This is a genomic window from Streptomyces sp. NPDC002825, assembly GCF_040295385.1.
Taxonomy (GTDB): Bacteria; Actinomycetota; Actinomycetes; order Streptomycetales; family Streptomycetaceae; genus Streptomyces.
In genome coordinates this window covers 122,802-142,744 of the sequence record NZ_JBEOVH010000022.1, presented here as the reverse complement: position 1 = coordinate 142,744, position 19,943 = coordinate 122,802, and the positions used below count along the sequence as shown (strand labels likewise).

Genomic DNA, 19,943 nt, shown 5'->3' with positions numbered 1-19,943 from the left:
CATGCTCGCAGACACACGATGCGGCTGCATCCGACTTCTCCGCAACGCTCGAACCAGAACGGAACCCGGTGAACCTATGCGGTCAGAGCACTAGCGGCGCCTCCGCGTTCCGAGCCTGGGCCCGCACCCCGTGCGCAGTGCACTGGTGGTGCGGGTCAGGGCGGGAGCCTCTGGCGCCGGCAAGGGCGCCGTTCCGTTGTGCCCGCCCGTTCCGCCCTGGGGGCACCTCCCGGACGAAGTCTGGGGGAGGAACGCATGCCCACAACGGGGTGGGCGCCGTCCCTGAGGAGCGGACCCGTCAGAGCTCCGTCGCGCGGAACGTCACCCGCCCCGCCACCACCGTCAAGCGCACCGGAACCTCCGGAAGTTCCGTCGCCCGCGTCGTCAGCGGATCCGCCCCCAGAACCGTCAGATCCCCCCGGTACCCCACCCCGAGCCGCCCCGCCACACTCTCCTCGCCCGCCGCATACGCCGCCGCCGTCGTCATCCCCCGCAGCGCCTCCAGCGCCGTCAGCGCCTGCTCCGGTCCGTGCGGCGCCTGCCCCAGGTCACGGCTCGGCCGTCGGTGCCGCGCCCCGGCCATCACCCCCAGCGGCGGGAACGGCGCGATCGGCCAGTCCGAGCCGAGCACCACCGTCGCGCCCGACTCCGACAGGTCCCGGCAGCGCCACGCGCGCGCGGCGCGCTCCTCACCGAGGCGCCGCGACCAGTTGTCCGTGTGGTCGGCACGCGTGAAGTCGCAGCAGTGCGTCGGCTGCATCGACGCCAGCACCCCCAGCTCCGCGAACCGCCGCAGCGTGTCGTCCGGCACCGTCTCGATGTGCTCCACCCGGTGCCGTACCTCGCCCCCGCCGCTCCGCGCCTTCTCGACGGCGTCGAGGACATGACGTACCGCCGCGTCACCGATGGCGTGCGTCGCCGTCGCCACCCCCGCGCGGTGCAATTCCCCGACGATCCGGGTGTACGCCTCCGGGTCCGGCCAGAACGCGTGCGTCGACTCGCCGTGACGGTCCGGCCGTTCCAGCCACGCCGTTCCGTTGTCGATCGTCCCGTCCATGAACAGCTTCACGCCCGCGACCCGCCACAGCTCGCCGCCCGTGCCCTGCAGCGCGATCAGTTCCCGTACCCCGAGCTCGTCCGTCCCCGGCTGGCACCACGGCGCGACCCGCAGTCGCAGCGGCAGTTCGCCCGCCGCGTCGAGCTCCCCGTACAGCGCGAGGCTGTCCCCGTTGGCGTCCATGGCGTGACCGCCCGTGAGGCCCGCCGCCGCCATGGACCGCAGCGCCGCCGCCAGCCGCTCCCGGCTCTCCTCACGCGTCGGGCGGGGCGCGACCCGCTCGACGAGCTCACAGGCCGCGTCCTCCTGGAGCAGCCCGGTCGGACGTCCGTCGGCGTCGCAGACGATCTCCGCCGACGCCTGGTCGAAGGTGCGGGGGCCGTCGACCCCGGCGAGTTCGAGGGCCCGCCGGCTGGCCAGGGCCGAGTGCGCGTCGAACAGCAGCAGGAAGGCCGGCACGCCGTCGAGCACCGCGTCGAACGGCGCGGTGCCGACCGGCAGGCCCCCGAAGGCGTTCGGGTCGAGACCCCAGCCGAACAGCCACTTGCCGCGGTCCAGACTCCGCACCTCGCGGGCCAGCGCCTCCCGCACGTCGTCGAGGTCGGCGCAGTACGACAGGTCGAGACCGTGGGTGAGTTCGGCACCCGACACCGGATGCAGGTGGCCGTCGACGAGGCCGGGGGTGACGACGGACCCCTTGAGGTCCACGACCGTGGTCGCCGGACCGGCCAGCGCCCGGATCTCGCGGTCGTCGCCGAGAGCGGAGATCCGGCCGTCCTCGGAGACGGCGAGCGCGCTCTCCGGAAGGAACGCCCCCGTGCCGGGGTCGAGCAGTCGGGCGGAGAGCAGGACGAGTCGGGTGCGCACGGGTGGCTCCAGAAAGAGTGCGGATGGCTGTAGGGGGAGGTCGAGGTCGGTGGAGGCCGGCCGGCTTGAGGCCGGTGAAGGCGGGCCGGCGCCTGGCCCTTGGGGCGGGTGGCTCATGGTCGGTGGGCGGGCCGGCGTCCGGCCCGTCGGGCGGGTGTCCGAGGTCGGTGGACGTTCCGGCGCCCGGCGCTTCGGGCGGGTGACTTGAGGTCGGCGGGCGAGCCGGGGCCTGGCTCTTCGAGTGGGTGGCGGAGACCGTCGGGCGGGCCGGCGCCCGGCCCTCCGCGCGGGGTGGCCAGAGCCGTTGGGGCGGGTGGCTTGAGGCCGCTGCCCGGGTGGCCGCCATAGGCGGGGCCTCCGGGTGCGTGGCACCCACACGACGCCACACCCCACACGACGCCACACCCCACACCCCCCACGATGTGGCGCCCTACCCGACGTGCCCCCGGCGCGACGCGATGCGCCCCCCACACAACGCAAGGATCCGCGCGCGTCAGCGCGGCTCGGCCGCCGGTTCCGCCGGTTCCGCAGGATCCGGCGTTTCGGCGGCCCCGACCGCTTCCGGGCGCTCGTCCGGCCCGGCCGCCCCCGCCCGCTCCGGCGCCTCGTCCGGCCCGGCCGCCTCCGCGCGCCCGGGAGCCTCGGCGCGCGCCACCCCCTGCGGAGTCGCCGCCCCCGGCAGCGTCACCTCCGTCAAAGCCCCGTACCGCAGCCCCAGTTCCCGCTCCGCCGTCGTCACCGCCATCCGCGTCACCGCCTCCGGGCGGTTGCTGCGGTCCGTGTTGGCGTGGGCCGCCAGGCCGTCGAGGGCCACCAGGATCTGGATCGCCGTCGTGCGCGGGTCGTCCGTCCGGAACTCGCCCCGCTCCACGCCCTCGCGGATGAGGCCTTCGAGCCGGTCGTCGGAGGCGAGTTCCTGTTCCGCGACCCGGTCGCGGAGCACCGGCCGGTAGCGGCTGAGGTGCCGGGCGTTGATCCACAGGCGGCTGATGTCGTCGTACGCCTCTCCGGCCGAAAGGGCGAAGTACCGCGCGAGGTACTGCGTCGGGGTCCCGTCGGGACGGTCCGCGGGCAGCAGCGCGTCGAGTTCGCCGGTGGACGCGACGCTGAACGCCTCGGCCACCAGATCCTCCGCGGAAGGGAAGTAGTGGCTGATCAGGCCGGGTCGTACGGCGAGCTCGTCGGCGATGCGCCGGAGCGTGACGCACTCCAGGCCCTCGGTCAGGGCGACCCGGGCCGCGGTCTCGACGATCTCCGCCCTACGGGCCTCGGGAGTTTTCCGAATTCTCTTGCGCTGAACGCTTGACGGCATACCGGTGATGCTATTGAGTGTGCGACCAATAAGCAACCAGGTGGGCACGACAGCATCCGGAGGGCCGCATGGCTTCCACGATCCCCGACCCCGGCGCCGCCCGCGCCGAGGTCACCTCACCGGCCGCCGACCGGCCCGGCCGCATCGAGGCCCACGGCATCGATCACATCCCCGACAGCGAGCGTCACGGCCACCCGCGGGAGCTCTTCTCCGTGTGGGCCGCGGGCAGCGTCAACTACCTCAGCCTCGTCATCGGCGGCGCCCTCGTCCTGATGGGCCTGAGCCTCTGGCAGGCCGTCGCCGTGATCGTCGTCGGCAATCTCTTCTGGGTGATCACCGGCCTCCTGGCCACCTCGGGACCGGCGGCGGGCGCGCCCAGCGAGGTGATCACCCGGGCCATGTACGGCGTCATCGGCAACCGCGTGAACAACGCGATAGGCGGCTGGCTGGTCTCCGTCTGCTACTTCGCGCTCAACCTCGCCGCCGCCGCGACCGCCGCCTTCGCGCTCGTCGAGAAGGCCGGCATCACCGCGAACACCCCCGTCAAGGTGGCGGTCATCGTGGTGATCGCCGCCCTCACGCTGGCCATCAGCGTCTACGGCCACGCCCTGATCATCAAGCTGTACCTGCCGATCACCCTGGCCCTGTCCGGTGCGTTCACCGTCGTCGCCCTCGCCGTCTTCCGGCACGCCGACTTCTCCTACGCGCCGGCCGAGCCGCTCTCGGGCGTCGATCTCTGGGCGCTGATCACCGCGGGCACCACGATGATCGCCTCAGGCCCGCTCTCGTACACCACGAGCGCCGACTTCTCCCGCTATCTGCCGCGTACGGCCTCGAAGAAGGCGATCCTCGGCTGGACCGCCTTCGGCGCCTTCCTGCCCAGCGTCATCGTCACCGCGCTCGGCGCCTTCGCGGCCACCGCCGTCGACATGACCGACCCCCAGACCGCCCTCCAGGGGATCCTGCCGGGCTGGTTCGTGCCCGTCTTCCTGCTCGCGCTCGTCCTCGGCACGATCGCCATCAACGCCCTGACCGCGTACAGCGCCGGACTCGCCCTCCAGGCCGTCGGCCTGCGCATCCGACGCACCGTCAGCGTCCTCTTCGACGGCACCGTCGCGGTCGCGCTCACCCTGTACGGTCTGCTGGTCTCCAACTTCCTGGACACCGTCAGCAACGCCCTCCAGGTGATCGTGGTCCTGATCGGCCCCCTCATGGCCGTGTACGCCGCCGACATCGTGCTGCGCCGGAACCGGTACGACGGCCGGACCCTCTCGGACGAGACCCCCGGCAGCCCCTTCTGGTTCACCGGCGGCGTCAACCGGGCGGGCGCCCTGGCCCTGATCGTGGGCGTGGCCTCGGCCGCCCTCTGCGTCAACACCGTCTACACCGGCCCGGTCGCCACGGCGCTCGGCGGGATCGACCTGTCGATGCCGGTCGGCATGCTGGTCGCCTCGGGCCTGTACGTGCTCCTCGGCCGCCGCGCGGTGGCGGCGACGAGCCACTGACCGGCGGGGCGGCCGGACGCCCACCCCGGCCGCCCCGCCCCTTCTCCCGCGCGCTCCTAGCGCGCCGCCTCCACGAGGCCCCGCATCACCCGCAGGTCCTCGCCCATCTCCGGGTGCCACTGCACACCGAGGACCCAGCCCGTGCCGTCCGTCTCCACCGCCTCCACCGTGCCGTCCTCCGCGTGGGCCGAGGCCGTGAGGCCGCTGCCCAGGCGGTCCACGGCCTGGTGGTGGTAGGTCGGGACCTCGGCGAGCTCGGGCACGAGGGAGGCGTAGCGGGTGCCCGGCACGGGCTTCACCGCGTGCCGGCCGATCACCCCGGCCGCCTCCACGTGCCCGTCCAGGTGCTGGATCAGCGAGCCGCCGAGGGCCACGTTCAGGAGCTGCATGCCCCGGCAGATGCCGAGCAGCGGAGTGCCGGAGGCCAGGGCAGCGTCGATCAGGGCCAGCTCCCAGGTGTCCCGGGCCCGGGCCGGCGGTCCGGTACGGGGGTCGGGCTCGGCCCCGTACCGTACGGGCTCGACGTCCGCCCCACCCGCGACGACCAGGCCGTCGAGCCGGGCCACGACCGCCGCCGCGTCCTCCGGCCCGCCCGGCGGGAGCATCACCGGGAGCCCGCCGCTCTCCCGTACGAGACGGGGGTACTGCGCCGGAAGCAGCGCGGCGGTCATGTCCCACACGCCCCAGCGCGCCTGGTCCAGATAGGTGGTCACGCCGATCAGCGGCTTGGTCACGGAAACTTCCTCCAGGGGTGCGGAGAGTCGGGTGGATCAGTCGCGTTCGAGCTCGGCCTCGGCCGCGGCGAGCGCCGCGAACTCCTCCTCGGGCGCACTGGCCACCAGATGGTGCCGACTGTAGAACGCGAAGTAGGCGAGTGCGATCACGTACACCCCGAGCGCCATGAACGCCGCCGTCCGGTCCACCAGGAAGGTCGCGACCAGCGCCGAGAGGGCCAGGACGAAGGCCACCGAGGAGGTCACGATCCCGCCGGGCGTGCGGTACGGCCGGTGCAGGCCCGGCTCGCGGCGGCGGAGCACGATGTGGGAGAGCGCCATCAGGGCGTACGAGATGGTGGCGCCGAAGACCGCGATGTTCAGCATCCGCGCCCCGTTCCCGGTCCCGGCGGCGAGCGCGCAGCCGATGGCGCCGGGGATGAGGAGTCCCAGGTAGGGCGACTTGCGGCGGCTCGTGAGGGACAGGAAGCGGGGCAGGTAGCCCGCCCGGGAGAGCGCGAAGAGCTGGCGCGAGCCCGCGTAGATGAGCGAGAAGAAGGACGCGACCAGACCCGCGAGGCCCGCGTAGTTCACGAAGCGGCTGAGCGCGGTCGGCTCCCCGTCGCCCTGGAGCGCCACGACCAGCGGGTTTCCGGCCTCCTGCACGGCGGCCGCACCGCGCGCCCCGGTGGTGGCGAAGAAGGTCATGACGGCGAGCAGCACCAGGATCCCCATGGAGATCGCGAGCGCCCTCGGCATGGACCGCACCGGGTCCTTCGCCTCCTCGGCGGCCAGTGGCACGCCCTCGACGCCGAGGAAGAACCACATGCCGAAGGGGAACGCGGCCCAGATCCCGAGGAGCCCGAAGGGCAGCCAGGAGTTGGAGCCGAGGGCCTCGCCGTCGACCGGGATGTCGTTCAGGCCGTCCACGTGGAAGTCGGTGAACGCGCCGAGGGCGAAGACGACGAGGGCCGCGACCGCGATCGCCGTCACGATCAGGCTGAAACGCAGCGCCTCGCCGACGCCCCACAGGTGGATGCCGATGAAGAGCGCGAAGCAGACCAGATAGACCGGCCAGCCGGACTCCAGGCCGAAGAGCCCGAGGGACTCCACGTAGTCGCCGATGAAGATGGAGATCGCGGCCGGGGCCAGGATGTACTCGATGAGGATCGCGGTGCCGGTGAGGAAGCCGCCCCAGGTGCCGAGCGCCCGGCGCGCGAAGCCGTAGCCGCCGCCCGCGGTGGGCAGGATGGCGGACAGCTCGGCGAGCGCGAAGACCAGACAGGCGTACATCGCGCCCATCAGGAGGGTGGCGACGGCGAGCCCGCCGAAGCCGCCCTTCGACAGACCGATGTTCCAGCCGGAGAAGTCCCCCGACACGACGTACGCCACGCCGAGGCCGGTCAGCAGCAGCCAGCCGGCGCTGCCGCGGCGCAGGGCCCGGCGTTCCAGGTAATCGTCCTTCGGCGGTGTGATGTCTTCCAGCGTCATGGCAGCGTCAGCTCCCCGCAACGGGCCCAATGGATCGGATCCATACCTTTGCGGTGCCCGACGGGGGAGCGCAACCCCCCTGCGTTACTTTCGGGTTACGCGCCCGGCCGCCCTGGAGTCACGTCAGGAAGCCCCGCAGCAGCGCCGCCGTGCCCGCGCAGTGCTCCCGCATCACCTCGCGCGCCGCGTCCGCGTCCCCGTCCAGGACCGCCTCCACCAGGGCCGTGTGCTGGTGCTGGGAGTGCTCCAGATTGCGTACGAGCAGGGGGATGCAGTCCAGGAGGTCGTTCACCGTCGCCCGGACGGCGGCGTACTGGGCGGTCAGCGTCGGCGAGCCGGAGAGCTCCGCGAGCGTGAGGTGGAGCAGGGTGTCCTGGCGGCGGTAATCGTCCAGCGGGGCGTCATGCGTCGCCGCCACGGCCGTCCGCAGCCGCTCGGCGCCCGCCGTGTCGAGACCGTGGGCCGCGCAGAGACCGGCGGCCCCCACCTCCAGGACCTCACGGAAGCGCAGGGTGTCCTCCATGTCGACCGTGGCGATCCGGCGGCGCAGCTCGTCCTCGTCCGCCGTCTGTGGCCTGGGCAGCACGAACGTCCCGCCGTACCGGCCGCGCCGGCTCTCCACGAGCCCCTGCTCCTGGAGGACCTTGAGGACCTCGCGCAGGGTCACCCGGCTGATCCCCATCCGGTCGGCGAGCTCCCGTTCGGCGGGCAGCCGCTCCCCGCCGGGCACCAGGCCGAGCCGTACCACCTGGAGGATCTGCTCCAGGGCCTCCTCGAATCCGTTGCCCGCCCGCACCGGCCGCAGCACGGGCGTCAGCCGGTCCGCCGAGTCACTCGTACTGGCCACGTTCTCGTTTTCCTCTCTCCAGCACTTCCCAAGCAATGGTCTTCCGCAATACCTTATGGCTCCCGGCAGGCCGAAGGAGGAGCAATCCCGTGGCAGACCGCACACCCCCGCTCACCGTCGAGGAGCTCCGAGCCCTCGTCGCGAGCGGCGAGATCGACACCGTCGTCCTGGCCTTCCCCGATATGCAGGGACGACTCCAGGGCAAGCGGTTCGCCGCACCCTTCTTCCTGGACGAGGTCCTCGGCCACGGCACCGAGGGCTGCAACTACCTCCTCGCCGTCGACACCGAGATGAACACCGTCGACGGCTACGAGATGTCCTCCTGGGACCGCGGCTACGGCGACTTCGCGATGCACCCCGACCTCACCACCCTCCGCCGCCTCCCCTGGAACGACGCCACCGCCATGGTGACGGCCGACCTCGCCTGGGCCGACGGCACCCCCGTCGTCGCCGCGCCCCGCCAGATCCTCCGCCGCCAGCTGGAGCGCCTCGCGGAGCTCGGCCTCACCGCCCACGTCGGCACCGAGCTCGAGTTCATCGTCTTCAAGGACAGCTACGAGCAGGCCTGGGACGCCGACTACCGCGGCCTCACCCCCGCCAACCAGTACAACATCGACTACTCCGTCCTGGGTACCGGACGCATCGAACCCCTCCTGCGCCGCATCCGCAACGAGATGACCGGCGCCGGACTCACCGTCGAGTCCGCCAAGGGCGAGTGCAACCCCGGCCAGCACGAGATCGCCTTCAAGTACGACGAGGCCCTCGTCACCTGCGACCAGCACGCCGTCTACAAGACGGGCGCCAAGGAGATCGCCGCCCAGGAGGGCTGCTCGCTCACCTTCATGGCGAAGTACAACGAGCGCGAGGGCAACTCCTGTCACATCCACCTCTCCCTCCAGGACGCCGAGGGACACAACGTGATGGCCGGGGACGACGCCCACGGCATGTCCGAGACCATGCGGCACTTCCTCGCCGGACAGCTCGCCGCCCTCCGCGACTTCTCCCTCCTCTACGCCCCCAACATCAACTCCTACAAGCGGTTCCAGCCCGGCTCCTTCGCGCCCACCGCCGTCGCCTGGGGCCACGACAACCGCACCTGCTCGCTCCGGGTCGTCGGCCACGGCCGCTCCACCCGCTTCGAGAACCGCCTCCCCGGCGGCGACGTCAACCCGTACCTCGCCGTCGCGGGACTGGTCGCCGCCGGCCTGTACGGCATCGAGCAGCGCCTCGAACTGCCCCCGCCGTGCACCGGGAACGCGTACACCGCCGAGTACGCGCACGTCCCCACGACCCTGCGCGAGGCCGCCGAACTCTGGGAGACCAGCGAGATCGCCAAGGCCGCCTTCGGCGCCGAGGTCGTCGCCCACTACCGCAACATGGCCCGCGTCGAACTCGACGCCTTCGACGCGGCGGTGACCGACTGGGAGCTGCGCCGCTCCTTCGAACGCCTGTGACAGAAGAGAGAAGAGAGTTGCTCCAGGTACTGAACCCGGCGACCGAAGAACTCGTCGCCACCGTCCCCGCCGCCACTCCCGCCGACGTCGACGCCGCCGTCGCCCGCGCCACCGCCGCCCAGCGCGGCTGGGCCGCCGCCGCGCCCGCCGACCGGGCCCGGCTGCTCCGCCGCTTCGCCGCCGTCGTCGACGACCACATCGAGGAACTGGCGCGCCTGGAGGTCACCGAGGCGGGCCACACCATCGGCAACGCCCGCTGGGAGGCAGGCAACGTCCGGGACCTGCTCGACTTCTCCGCCGGGGGAGTGGAGCGGCTCAACGGCCGCCAGATCCCGGTGGCCGGCGGCCTCGACATCACGATCCTCGAACCGCTCGGCGTCGTCGGCGTCATCGCACCCTGGAACTTCCCCATGCCGATCGCGGCCTGGGCCACCGCACCCGCCCTCGCCGCCGGCAACGCCGTCCTCCTCAAGCCGGCCGAGACCACCCCCCTCACCGCGCTCCGGCTCGCCGAACTCGCCCTGGAGGCGGGCCTCCCCGAAGGCCTCTTCCAGGTCCTCCCCGGCACCGGCCCCGTCGCCGGCAACGCCCTCGTCGAACACCCCGGCATCGCCAAGATCGTCTTCACCGGCTCCACCCGGGTCGGAAAGTCGATCATGGCGAAGTGCGCCGACCAGGTGAAGCGGGTCACCCTCGAACTCGGCGGCAAGAGCCCCAACATCGTCTTCGCCGACGCGGACCTGGAAGCCGCCGCGGCCGCGGCCCCGATGTCCTTCCTCGACAACAGCGGCCAGGACTGCTGCGCCCGCACCCGCATCCTCGTCCAGCGGAGCGCGTACGACCGCTTCCTGGAGCTCCTCACCCCCGCCGTCGAGGAGATCGTCGTCGGCGACCCGGCCGACGAGCGCACCCAGATGGGCCCGCTCATCTCCCGCGCCCAGCTCGACCGCGTCCGCTCCTACGTCACCGACGACCTCCAGGGGATCCGGGGCAAGGCGCCCGAGGGACCCGGCTTCTGGTTCCCGCCGACCGTCCTCACCGGCGTCGCCGAGACCGCCCCCTGCGCCGTCGAGGAGATCTTCGGACCCGTCGCCGTCGTCCTCCCCTTCGAGGACGAGGCCGACGCGATCCGCCTCGCCAACGCCACCGAGTACGGCCTGTCCGGCTCGATCTGGACCCGCGACGTCGGCCGCGCCCTGCGCGCCTCCCGCGCCGTCCGGGCCGGCAACCTCTCCGTCAACTCCCACTCCAGCGTCCGCTACTGGACCCCGTTCGGCGGCTACCAGCAGTCCGGCCTCGGCCGCGAACTCGGCCCCGACGCCCTGACCGCCTTCACCGAAACCAAGAACGTCTTCCTCAGCACGGAGGCCTGACCCGCATGACCACCGAAGAGATCATCTGCCGCCGTCTGGTCGGCCGCACCGCCGTCATCACCGGAGCCGGCAGCGGCATCGGCCTCGCCACCGCCCGCCGCCTCGCCTCCGAGGGCGCCAACGTCGTCTGCGCCGACATCGACGAGCGGGCCGGGAAGGCCGCGGCCGAGGAGGTCGGCGGCACCTTCGTACAGGTCGACGTCACCGACCCCGAGCAGGTCGAGGCGCTGTTCAAGACCGCCTTCGACACGTACGGCTCCGTCGACATCGCCTTCAACAACGCCGGCATCTCGCCCCCCGACGACGACTCCATCCTGGAGACCGGCCTGGAGGCCTGGAAGCGCGTCCAGGACGTCAACCTCACCTCCGTCTACCTCTGCTGCAAGGCCGCGCTCCCCTACATGCGCCGCCAGGGCAAGGGCTCCATCATCAACACCGCCTCCTTCGTCGCCATCATGGGCGCGGCCACCAGCCAGATCTCGTACACCGCGTCCAAGGGCGGCGTCCTCGCCATGTCCCGCGAGCTCGGCGTGCAGTTCGCCCGCGAGGGCATCCGCGTCAACGCCCTCTGCCCCGGGCCGGTCAACACCCCGCTGCTCCAGGAGCTGTTCGCCAAGGACCCCGAGCGGGCCGCGCGCCGCCTCGTCCACATCCCCGTCGGCCGTTTCGCCGAGGCCGAGGAGATCGCCGCCGCCGTCGCCTTCCTCGCGAGCGACGACTCCTCCTTCGTCAACGCCAGCGACTTCCTCGTCGACGGCGGTATCTCCGGGGCGTACGTGACCCCCCTCTAGGCCCTCGCCGCCGCCACCCGCACCACCCCCACCCGACAGCCGGGCGTCGCAAGGCGCCCGGCTGTCGCGCGTATCGACAGGAGAACGTTCATGAAACTACGCACCTCGGCCGCGGCAGCCGCGCTCGCCCTCGCCGCCACCGGCCTCCTTCCCGCGCCGAACGCCGAGGCCAGACCCGGCGCCTGCCCCACCCTGAAGAGCTCCGAGGGCTGGTACGGCGACAACAAGGCCCGCATCGACGCCCTGATAGCCGCCCACTGCGACGACAAGGGCGGCCGGAAGCCCGTCGCGGTCTTCGACTGGGACAACACCGTCGTCAAGAACGACGTCGGCGACGCCACCTTCTACTGGCTCCTCCGCAACGACCGCGTCCGGCCCCCGAAGGACGGCGACTGGTCCACCACCAGCCGGTACCTCACCCCCGAGGCCGCGACCGCCCTCGGCGAGGCCTGTCCCACCGGCGTCCGCACCCTCCCCACGTCCACCGACACGGTCTGCGCCGACGAACTGCTCTCGGTGTACGGGCCGGGCGTGACCACCGGCGGGAAGACGGCCTTCACCGGCTACGACCACCGCCGCATGGAGCCGCAGTACGCCTGGCTCGCCCAGCTCCTGCACGGCTGGACCACCCGCGAGGCCGCCTCCTTCGCGGCCGCCGCCCGCGCCGAGAACCTCGCCGCGCGGCAGGGCGCCACCCAGCAGGTCGGTACGGGACAGGTCACCGGCTGGGTCCGCTACTACGACCAGCAGCGGGACCTCGTCCGCACCCTCCAGGACGGCGGCTTCGACGTCTGGATCGTCTCCGCCTCGCCCGAACCCGTCGTCGACGTCTGGGCGAAGGGCGCCGGCGTCGACCCGTCGCACGCCGTCGGCATCCGCAACACGACCTCCCGCGGCCGCCTCACCAGCCACCTCGAGGGCTGCGGCGGCGTCCGGGACGGCGAGGACGCGATGATCACCTACATCGACGGCAAGCGCTGCTGGATCAACCAGGAGATCTTCGGTGTCCGGGGCCCCGCCGCCGAGCGCGTCCAGCCCGCCGCCCGCCGCCAGGTCTTCGCCGCGGGCGACTCCGACACGGACGTCTCGTTCCTGCGGGACGCCACCGGACTGCGCCTGGTCCTCAACCGCAACAAGAACGAACTCATGTGCCGGGCGTACGAGAACGGCGACGGTCGCTGGCTGGTGAACCCCATGTTCATCGAGCCGAAGAAGCGGAAGACGAGCGCGTACCCCTGCGCGACGACCGGCTACACGGCGAGCGACGGCACGGCACAGCCGGTCCGGCGCACGGACGGCAGCATCGTCCCGGACCAGCTGGACACGGTGTTCTAGCTCGGCCTAGAGGAAGGTGAGCCCCTCGCCCCGGTACGTGGGCACGGTCGCCGTGACGCGGTCGCCCTCGACCAGGTGCAGGCTCTCGAACCGCTCGCACAGCTCCCCGGCCTTCGCGTGCCGGAACCAGACCTTGTCGCCGATCCGCAGATCGTCGGCGGGGGAGCCGAGCAGCGGGGTCTGCACCTCGCCGGGACCCTCCTGGGGGTCGTACCGGAGGCCCTCCGGCAGGTACGGGACGGGCAGCCGGTCCTGGCCGGCGGCACCGGACGCCGGGTACCCGCCGCCGAGCACCGTCACCACGCCCACACCGGGACGGCGGACGACCGGCTGCGCGAAGAGCGCGGCGGGGCGGCCGCTGAAGGACGTGTAGTTGTCGAAGAGGCGCGGCACGAAGAGGCCGGAACCGGCGGCGATCTCCGTCACCGCGTCCTCGGCGGCCGTGTGCTGCACGCTGCCGGTCCCGCCGCCGTTCACGAACTCCAGGTCCGGCGCGACCGCCCGGACGGCCCGCACCACGGCCGCGCGGCGCTCCGCGAGCTCCTTGCGGGCGGCGGACTGCATCAGCCGGATCGCCCGCGAACGCAGCGGCCGGCCGGCCACGGCATCCCCGACCCCGGCGACATGCCCCTCGTACGCCATGATCCCCACGAGCCGGAAACCGGGCCGCCGCACGACGGAGCGGGCCAGCTCGGCCAGGTCGGCCGGGGTCCGCAGCGGGGAGCGCCGGGCGCCGACCCGTATCCGCCCGCCGAACAGCTGCAGCGCGGTGTCCAGCTCCACACAGACCCGCACCTCCTCGGTCCCGCCGGCGCGGGCGGCGTCGATCAGATCGAGCTGCGCGACGTCGTCGACCATCACGGTGACGGCGGCGGCGAGCTTCGGATCCCTGGCCAGCTCGCCGAAGCCGGCGCGGTCCGCCGACGGATACGCGAGCAGGACGTCCTCGAACCCGGCCCGGGCCAGCCACAGCGACTCGTCGAGCGTGAACGACATGACCCCGGCGAAGCCGTCCCGCGCGAGGACCCGCTCCAGCAGCGCCCGGCACCGAACGGACTTGCTCGCCACCCGGATCGGCTTGCCCCCGGCCCGGCGCACGAGGTCCGCCGCGTTCGCGTCGAAGGCCTCCAGGTCGACGATCGCCACGGGCGCGTCGAGATGAGCGGTGGCCCGGTCGTATCGGGCCCGATCGGCGGCACGGGGAGTCATGGCCCGAGCTTGCCAGACCGGTTTACGGGTGGGTAGCCCCAGCCCGTAGAGTGACGGCCATTGTCGACACGAACGAGGGGGCGGGGATGACGGGCGAGCACGGCCCCACGACCTCCCGCATCACGGACGCCCTGCTCCCGTCGCACCCGCCACCGACGGAAACGACGACGCGCCTCCGCCGAATCCCGGCGACCGCGCCCCCGAGTGCTTCGGCGGCCGCAGCACCGGCCCCGACAGCGCCGGCGTCCGCGCCCGCACCGCCGATGCCGACGTCCGCGCCGTCCGCCCCCGCTGAGCCCGCGCCGCCCGGTGCGACGGCCACACCGTCTGCCTCTGCCTCTGCCGCACCGCCGGTGCCGACGTCCGCGCCGTCCGCCCCTGCCGCGCCTGCGCCGACGGCCACACCGTCTGCCTCGGCCGCCCCCGCCGCGCCTGCGCCGACGCCCGCGCCGTCCGCTCCTGCCGCGCCCGCCCTCCCCGGCTCGGTTGCCACAGCGCCTGTCCCGTCCGCGCCCGGCCTCCCGGCGCCCACGGCGGCGCCGGCCGTCTCCGTCGCGCCCGCGCCGTCCGGGTCCGCGGCCGTGCCGTCCGAGCCGCCCCGGCCTGTGGCCGCACCCGCCGGGCGCACGGGCGGTCCCGCCCGTTCCGTGGTCGGCGCTTCCGGCGCGACGGCCGTGCCGCCCCGGCCCACAACGGCCCCCGGCGGGGCGACGCGCGCTCCGGCGCGGCCGGCGCCCGCGCCCGCGCCCGCGCCCGCAGGGCCTCTGGACAGCCCCACACGGCCCGCGGCCGCCCCCGCCTGGTCGGCGGCCGTTCCCGAAGAGCCCAGCGACGGCCCCACCGTCCCCGCACCGCCCGCCGGCGGTCGCGCCGGATTCGTTTCGCCCTCCGCAGGCGGCCCCGCCCCCTCGCCGTCGCACGCCCCGCCCCCGTACCGCCACTCCTTCCCTCCCGGTGCCCTGCCCCCCGAGATGCCCCTCGAAGTGACCACGCGCCTGCGGCCCGTTCGGGCGCGGCGGCGTGGGCGGAGTGTCGTCGTCGGTGTCTGTGCCGTGCTCGGGTTCGGGCTGATCGGCGGGGCCCTCGCCGGTGTGTGGCTGGCCGCCGCCGAGCCCGGGAAGCCCGTCGAGCCCGTCGGGTACGCGGAGACGAAGGAGCTGTGGCACAACGCCCCCGTCGACGCCCTCTTCCCCCGCACCCTCGCGGGTCCCGGCGCAGGACCCGGCGGCGCCGACCGCACCTGGACCCGGATCGTCGTCGCCCCCGATGCGCCCTGCACGCCCGCCGTCCTCGCCAAGGGCCTCCTCGCCACCGTCCAGCCCCTCGGTTGCGAGCGCGTCCTGCGTGCCACGTACACCGACGCCACCGCCACCAGCGTCATCACCGTCGGTCTCGTGTTCACGCGGGCCGAAGCCGACACCCAGCGGACCCTCGGTCAGGGCCTCACCGCCCGCCTCGGGGCGGACGTCCCGCCGGCCCTCGCAGGCCCCGGCACCGTCGCCGCCCGCTTCGGAGCCCCCCAGCGCGCCGCCTGGTGGCTGAACGCCCCCACCGACCTCCCCGTGGTCGTCACCGCCGTCTCCGGCTTCGCCGACGGGCGGAAGACCGACGCCGGCCCCGTACCCGCCGACCAGGCCATGACCGCGAACCGTACCGACGCCACCGCCCAGTCCGGCCTCGGCCACGAGGCCAAGGGCATCACCGAACGCCTCGTGCGGCTGCTGCGCACGGCCGCCACCTCGGCCGCCAAGGAGAACGCCCGGTGACCCCGTCCACCCGCCGGGCCCGCTCCGGCGCCGTCGCCCTGCTCGCCGCCGCGTTCTCCGTGCTGCCCGCCACCACCGTCCCCGCGCACGCCGACACCATCCGGGCCCGCCAATGGGGCCTCGAAGCCCTGCACACCACGGAGGCCTGGCGCACCACCAAGGGCAGGGGAGTCACCGTCGCCGTCCTCGACACCGGCGTCGACGCCGACCACCCGGACCTCGCCGGCTCCGTCCTCACCGGACGCGACCTCGTCGGCTTCGGCGCGTCGAGGGGCGACCGCGCCTGGGCCCGGCACGGCACCGCCATGGCCGGCATCATCGCCGGACACGGCCACGGCCCGGGCGGCCAGGACGGCGTCCTCGGTGTCGCCCCCGACGTCCGGATCCTGCCCGTCCGGGTCATCCTGGAGTCCACCGACAAGGCGCGCGACAAGGCCCGCAAGACCCGTGGCTCGGCCCTCGCCGAGGGCATCCGCTGGGCCGCCGACCACGGCGCCGACGTCATCAACCTCTCCCTCGGCGACGACTCCAAGTCCGCCCACCCCGACGCGGGAGAGGACGCCGCCGTCCAGTACGCCCTCGCCAAGGGCGTCTCCGTCGTCGCCTCCGCCGGCAACGGCGGCGAGAAGGGCGACCACATCTCCTACCCCGCCGCCTACCCCGGCGTCATCGCGGTCGCCGCCGTCGACCGCTACGGCACCCACGCCTCCTTCTCCACCCGCCGCTGGTACGCCACCGTCAGCGCCCCCGGCGACGACATCGTCATCGCCGACCCCGACCGCCGCTACTACGAGGGCTGGGGCACCAGCGCCGCCGCCGCGTTCGTCTCCGGGGCCGTCGCCCTCGTCCGCGCCGCGCACCCCGACCTCACCCCCGCACAGGTCAAGCGGCTCCTCATCGACACCGCCCGCAACCGGCCGAAGGGCGGCCGCAGCGACGCCAAGGGGTACGGGACGGTCGACCCGGCCGCCGCGATCGAGGCGGGCAGCAGGATCAAGGGCGCCGACCCCAAGGCCGTCGCCACCGGCTACCGGGGCCGCTACTTCGGGACCGGCCCCGTCCCCGCCGCCGAGGAGAGCCACCCGCTCGGCCTGCTCGCCCCCGCCGCCGGCGGACTCGGCGCCCTGCTGCTCCTCACCGCGGTGATGCTCCGCCGCGCCCACCGGAGTCCCTAGGTCCCCCGGTCCGGCCTCCCCGGCCCGGCGGTTAGGCTCGGTGCGTGGAGCTCAAGAACATTCCGGACCCCGGTTTCTCCGACGACGACGGCACCGCCGACCCGCGCCTCGCCGCGGCCCTCGCGGCCTGGGCCGAGGACCGCACGGCTCACGGCCCCGTCCTCGAAGCCCTGAAGGAGGCCCGGCTCCTCGTCCCCGTGGTCGCCGTCCTCGGCGAGGTCGAGATCGACCCCGAGACGGGCCTGAAGCAGGAGAAGACGAGCGACATGGCCGTCCCCACCCTGACCGCCGGCGACCGGCGGGCCCTGCCGGCCTTCACCTCGATCGCCTCGCTCGCCCTCTGGGACCCGGAGGCCCGCCCCGTGGCGGTCCCCACCCGGCAGGCGCTCGCCGCCCTCGTCCACGAGAAGGCCGACACCCTGGTCCTGGACCTGGCGGGACCCGTGCCGTACCAGGTGACCGGCTCCGCCCTGCTCGCCCTCGCCGAGGGCCGCTCCAGCGCCGACCCGCTCGACGACCCGGCCGTACGGGAGGCAGTGCGGGCCGTCGTCGCCGCCGAGCCGGCCGTGCTCCGCGCCCATCTGGGCCCCGGCACCGCCGACGGCACCGTCGCCCTGGTCCTCGCCGAGGACGCCGCCCCGGCGGAGGCCGCCCAGCGCGTGGCCCGTGCCCTGGCCGCCGACGAAACACTGAGGGCCCGCCTGGTGCGGGGCCTCGACCTGGCACTCCTGCCGGCCTCGGCCACGCCTCCGGGCGAGCCCTTCTACGTAAAGCGGTAATAGCCCTGGCGGGCCCGGTCGGGTCCTAGCCGTACACCGGCCCCGTGTACTTCTCGCCCGGTCCCTGGCCCGGCTCGTCCGGGATCAGGGACGCCTCGCGGAAGGCGAGCTGCAGGGACTTCAGGCCGTCCCGCAGCGGAGCCGCGTGGAAGGAGGAGACCTCCGTCGCGCCGGCGTCCAGGAGGCCCGCGAGCGCGTGGATCAGCTTGCGCGCCTCGTCGAGGTCCTTGTGCTTCTCGCCCTCCTCGGTGAGCCCGAGCTTCACCGCGGCGGCGCTCATCAGGTTCACGGCGACCGTCACGATCACCTCGACCGCCGGGACCTCCGCGATGTCGCGGGTCATGCTCTCGAAGTCGGGGGTGTCGGTGGACTCGTTCTGGGGCGTCTCGCTCATGCCCACACGATAAGCGGACCTACGGTTCGCGCCGACCGCCGGGTCCTGCTAACCTTGTGTAACGACCGGCTGGACATCTCTGTGTCCGGCCCACAAGTGGAGGCTCCGTACTCCCACCTGACCACCCTCACGGGTGGCGGGTCACCGGTCAGGTGGCGCCCATCGTTCCGTACGGACGATGGAGCCGCCCGATGTGCGCCCCGCGGTTCACCGTGGTGGTGCTCCGGTTTTCCGTGGAGCCCCGCCTGTGTACCGTCCGGGGCATTTTTCATGTACCGGGCCGGTTGGTCTCAACTGTTTCACGTGACGTGTCCGTCCGCCAAGGCGGTCGCGTGGTGCTACCGAGGAGGATCCATCAGCGCCGAGCCCCGCATCAACGAGCGGATTCGCGTTCCCGAGGTGCGTCTTGTCGGCCCCAGCGGCGAGCAGGTGGGCATCGTCCCCCTTGCCAAGGCCCTGGAGCTCGCTCAGGAGTACGACCTCGACCTGGTCGAGGTCGCGGCGAACGCCCGCCCGCCCGTGTGCAAGCTCATGGACTACGGGAAGTTCAAGTACGAGTCGGCCATGAAGGCCCGTGAGGCGCGCAAGAACCAGGCGCACACGGTCATCAAGGAGATGAAGCTCCGGCCGAAGATCGACCCGCACGACTATGACACCAAGAAGGGTCACGTCGTCCGGTTCCTCAAGCAGGGCGACAAGGTCAAGATCACGATCATGTTCCGTGGTCGTGAGCAGTCCCGCCCGGAGCTCGGTTACCGACTTCTGCAGCGCCTCGCCGAGGACGTCCAGGAGCTTGGATTCATCGAGTCCAACCCGAAGCAGGACGGCCGGAACATGATCATGGTTCTCGGTCCGCACAAGAAGAAGACCGAGGCCATGGCCGAGGCTCGCGAGGCCCAGGCCGCGCGCAAGGCGGAGCGCCAGGGCGGTACGTCCGAGGCTCCCGCCGCCGCTGCCGAGCCCTCGACCGAGACCCCGGCCGAGAACGCCGAGGCGTGATCCGTGGGGGCTGCCTCCCGGCAGCCCCCGGGTTCCGTCCGGTCCCACCCAATCGAAGAATGACGCTCCCGTTCGACCCGGTGCCCGCACCGGGGGGAGCGCCACTGACGAGGAGAGAACGGCGCTATGCCGAAGAACAAGACGCACTCCGGTGCCAAGAAGCGCTTCAAGGTCACCGGCTCCGGCAAGATCCTGCGGGAGCGCGCCGGCAAGCGCCACCTGCTCGAGCACAAGTCGTCCAAGCTGACGCGTCGCCTCACCGGCAACGCCGAGATGGCCCCGGGTGACTCCGCCAAGATCAAGAAGATGCTGGGCATCTGAGTTGATCTCCCGCCCTCGGCGACGAGGGCATCCGGCACAGACCGGGACCCATCCGTTTTTCGGGTCGTGTGAGGACCCCCACGACCCCGCTACAAGGAGTTAAGAAGTGGCACGCGTCAAGCGGGCAGTCAACGCCCACAAGAAGCGCCGGGCGATCCTCGAGCAGGCCTCCGGCTACCGTGGTCAGCGTTCGCGCCTGTACCGCAAGGCCAAGGAGCAGGTCACCCACTCGCTGGTCTACAACTACAACGACCGCAAGAAGCGCAAGGGCGACTTCCGTCAGCTGTGGATCCAGCGCATCAACGCCGCTGCCCGCCAGAACGGCATGACGTACAACCGCCTCATCCAGGGTCTGAAGGCCGCCAACATCGAGGTGGACCGCAAGATCCTCGCCGAGCTGGCCGTCAACGACATCAACGCGTTCGCCGCGCTGGTCGAGGTTGCGCAGAAGGCCCTCCCGGCCGACGTCAACGCTCCGAAGGCCGCCGCCTGATCTTCCAGGCCGCAGTACTTCTGCCCGGACCCGCAGGCCTCGCGCCTGCGGGTCCGGCGCGT

At 73.0% G+C, this 19,943-nt stretch carries 17 protein-coding genes and 1 pseudogene; 11 read left to right on the top strand and 7 right to left on the bottom strand.

Features of this window, described 5'->3' with window-relative positions; all coding sequences use genetic code 11:
- Window positions 1-298 precede the first annotated feature (298 nt).
- Together ABT041_RS25930 and ABT041_RS25925 are read right to left on the bottom strand one after the other, a co-directional pair.
- A complete protein-coding gene (locus ABT041_RS25930) occupies window positions 299-1,924 on the bottom strand; it encodes an amidohydrolase (RefSeq protein WP_351188308.1) in 1,626 nt (541 codons plus the stop codon).
- A 691-nt stretch (window positions 1,925-2,615) separates the two neighbouring features.
- Window positions 2,616-3,236, bottom strand: a pseudogene (locus tag ABT041_RS25925) (TetR/AcrR family transcriptional regulator); the annotation flags it as partial.
- A gap of 68 nt (window positions 3,237-3,304) precedes the next feature.
- On the opposite strand from ABT041_RS25925, the gene ABT041_RS25920 reads away from it, so the two are divergent.
- Window positions 3,305-4,741: a purine-cytosine permease family protein gene (locus tag ABT041_RS25920; protein ID WP_351188306.1), complete on the top strand. Its 1,437-nt coding sequence runs from the start codon at window positions 3,305-3,307 to the stop codon at window positions 4,739-4,741.
- A 56-nt stretch (window positions 4,742-4,797) separates the two neighbouring features.
- Here ABT041_RS25920 and ABT041_RS25915 read toward each other — a convergent pair whose 3' ends face one another.
- The 3 genes from ABT041_RS25915 to ABT041_RS25905 all read right to left on the bottom strand — a co-directional run bounded on the left by ABT041_RS25915 (window position 4,798) and on the right by ABT041_RS25905 (window position 7,792).
- The gene (locus ABT041_RS25915; protein WP_351188304.1) at window positions 4,798-5,475 is read right to left on the bottom strand and encodes a gamma-glutamyl-gamma-aminobutyrate hydrolase family protein; all 678 of its coding nucleotides are present in this window, start codon (window positions 5,473-5,475) and stop codon (window positions 4,798-4,800) included.
- A 36-nt stretch (window positions 5,476-5,511) separates the two neighbouring features.
- Window positions 5,512-6,945 (bottom strand): ethanolamine permease, encoded by a 1,434-nt coding sequence (gene eat, locus ABT041_RS25910; RefSeq protein ID WP_351188302.1) that lies wholly within the window; start codon window positions 6,943-6,945, stop codon window positions 5,512-5,514.
- 118 nt (window positions 6,946-7,063) lie between these two features.
- Window positions 7,064-7,792: a FadR/GntR family transcriptional regulator gene (locus ABT041_RS25905; RefSeq protein WP_351188300.1), complete on the bottom strand. Its 729-nt coding sequence runs from the start codon at window positions 7,790-7,792 to the stop codon at window positions 7,064-7,066.
- 89 nt (window positions 7,793-7,881) lie between these two features.
- Between ABT041_RS25905 and ABT041_RS25900 the strand changes: the two genes are divergently transcribed.
- The 4 genes from ABT041_RS25900 to ABT041_RS25885 all read left to right on the top strand — a co-directional run bounded on the left by ABT041_RS25900 (window position 7,882) and on the right by ABT041_RS25885 (window position 12,745).
- The gene (locus tag ABT041_RS25900; protein WP_351188298.1) at window positions 7,882-9,246 is read left to right on the top strand and encodes a glutamine synthetase family protein; all 1,365 of its coding nucleotides are present in this window, start codon (window positions 7,882-7,884) and stop codon (window positions 9,244-9,246) included.
- A gap of 17 nt (window positions 9,247-9,263) precedes the next feature.
- Window positions 9,264-10,619, top strand: coding sequence for an aldehyde dehydrogenase family protein (locus ABT041_RS25895; protein WP_351188296.1), 1,356 nt, complete (start codon window positions 9,264-9,266; stop codon window positions 10,617-10,619).
- Between the two features lie 5 nt (window positions 10,620-10,624).
- The gene (locus ABT041_RS25890) at window positions 10,625-11,410 is read left to right on the top strand and encodes a 3-oxoacyl-ACP reductase (protein ID WP_351188295.1); all 786 of its coding nucleotides are present in this window, start codon (window positions 10,625-10,627) and stop codon (window positions 11,408-11,410) included.
- Between the two features lie 90 nt (window positions 11,411-11,500).
- Window positions 11,501-12,745: a haloacid dehalogenase-like hydrolase gene (locus ABT041_RS25885; RefSeq protein WP_351188293.1), complete on the top strand. Its 1,245-nt coding sequence runs from the start codon at window positions 11,501-11,503 to the stop codon at window positions 12,743-12,745.
- Between the two features lie 6 nt (window positions 12,746-12,751).
- On the opposite strand, the gene ABT041_RS25880 is transcribed toward ABT041_RS25885, so the two are convergent.
- Window positions 12,752-13,954 (bottom strand): amino acid deaminase/aldolase, encoded by a 1,203-nt coding sequence (locus tag ABT041_RS25880; RefSeq protein WP_351188291.1) that lies wholly within the window; start codon window positions 13,952-13,954, stop codon window positions 12,752-12,754.
- Between the two features lie 1,052 nt (window positions 13,955-15,006).
- Here ABT041_RS25880 and ABT041_RS25875 point away from each other — a divergent pair.
- The 3 genes from ABT041_RS25875 to ABT041_RS25865 are packed head-to-tail and all read left to right on the top strand — an operon-like array spanning window position 15,007 to window position 17,674.
- Window positions 15,007-15,720 (top strand): hypothetical protein, encoded by a 714-nt coding sequence (locus ABT041_RS25875; protein ID WP_351188290.1) that lies wholly within the window; start codon window positions 15,007-15,009, stop codon window positions 15,718-15,720.
- Complete coding sequence (gene mycP / locus ABT041_RS25870; RefSeq protein ID WP_351188288.1) at window positions 15,717-16,895, top strand: type VII secretion-associated serine protease mycosin; 1,179 nt, start codon at window positions 15,717-15,719, stop codon at window positions 16,893-16,895. The genes ABT041_RS25875 and mycP overlap by 4 nt, the downstream gene beginning before the upstream one ends.
- A 44-nt stretch (window positions 16,896-16,939) precedes the next feature.
- Complete coding sequence (locus ABT041_RS25865) at window positions 16,940-17,674, top strand: SseB family protein (RefSeq protein WP_351188286.1); 735 nt, start codon at window positions 16,940-16,942, stop codon at window positions 17,672-17,674.
- A gap of 25 nt (window positions 17,675-17,699) precedes the next feature.
- On the opposite strand, the gene ABT041_RS25860 is transcribed toward ABT041_RS25865, so the two are convergent.
- Window positions 17,700-18,068 (bottom strand): DUF1844 domain-containing protein, encoded by a 369-nt coding sequence (locus tag ABT041_RS25860; RefSeq protein ID WP_041128341.1) that lies wholly within the window; start codon window positions 18,066-18,068, stop codon window positions 17,700-17,702.
- A gap of 270 nt (window positions 18,069-18,338) precedes the next feature.
- Between ABT041_RS25860 and infC the strand changes: the two genes are divergently transcribed.
- The 3 genes from infC (at window position 18,339) to rplT (ending at window position 19,881) form a co-directional block, all read left to right on the top strand.
- Window positions 18,339-19,067: a translation initiation factor IF-3 gene (gene infC, locus ABT041_RS25855; protein ID WP_502976591.1), complete on the top strand. Its 729-nt coding sequence runs from the start codon at window positions 18,339-18,341 to the stop codon at window positions 19,065-19,067.
- Window positions 19,068-19,193: 126 nt separating this feature from the next.
- On the top strand, window positions 19,194-19,388 hold the full coding sequence (rpmI, locus tag ABT041_RS25850; RefSeq protein ID WP_041128339.1) for a 50S ribosomal protein L35: 195 nt from the start codon (window positions 19,194-19,196) through the stop codon (window positions 19,386-19,388).
- A 106-nt stretch (window positions 19,389-19,494) separates the two neighbouring features.
- Window positions 19,495-19,881 carry a 50S ribosomal protein L20 gene (rplT, locus tag ABT041_RS25845; RefSeq protein WP_030493496.1) on the top strand — a complete coding sequence of 129 codons (387 nt, stop codon included), beginning with the start codon at window positions 19,495-19,497 and terminating at the stop codon, window positions 19,879-19,881.
- Window positions 19,882-19,943: the final 62 nt, after the last annotated feature.

Bases quoted from the DNA above. Each gene is read 5' to 3' on its own strand.
- ABT041_RS25920 (WP_351188306.1), top strand. From the start codon at position 3,305: ATGGCTTCCACGATCCCCGACCCCGGCGCCGCCCGCGCCGAGGTCACC.
- eat (WP_351188302.1), bottom strand. From the start codon at position 6,945: ATGACGCTGGAAGACATCACACCGCCGAAGGACGATTACCTGGAACGC.
- ABT041_RS25890 (WP_351188295.1), top strand. From the start codon at position 10,625: ATGACCACCGAAGAGATCATCTGCCGCCGTCTGGTCGGCCGCACCGCC.
- ABT041_RS25885 (WP_351188293.1), top strand. From the start codon at position 11,501: ATGAAACTACGCACCTCGGCCGCGGCAGCCGCGCTCGCCCTCGCCGCC.
- ABT041_RS25880 (WP_351188291.1), bottom strand. From the start codon at position 13,954: ATGACTCCCCGTGCCGCCGATCGGGCCCGATACGACCGGGCCACCGCT.
- ABT041_RS25860 (WP_041128341.1), bottom strand. From the start codon at position 18,068: ATGAGCGAGACGCCCCAGAACGAGTCCACCGACACCCCCGACTTCGAG.
- infC (WP_502976591.1), top strand. From the start codon at position 18,339: ATGTACCGGGCCGGTTGGTCTCAACTGTTTCACGTGACGTGTCCGTCC.
- rpmI (WP_041128339.1), top strand. From the start codon at position 19,194: ATGCCGAAGAACAAGACGCACTCCGGTGCCAAGAAGCGCTTCAAGGTC.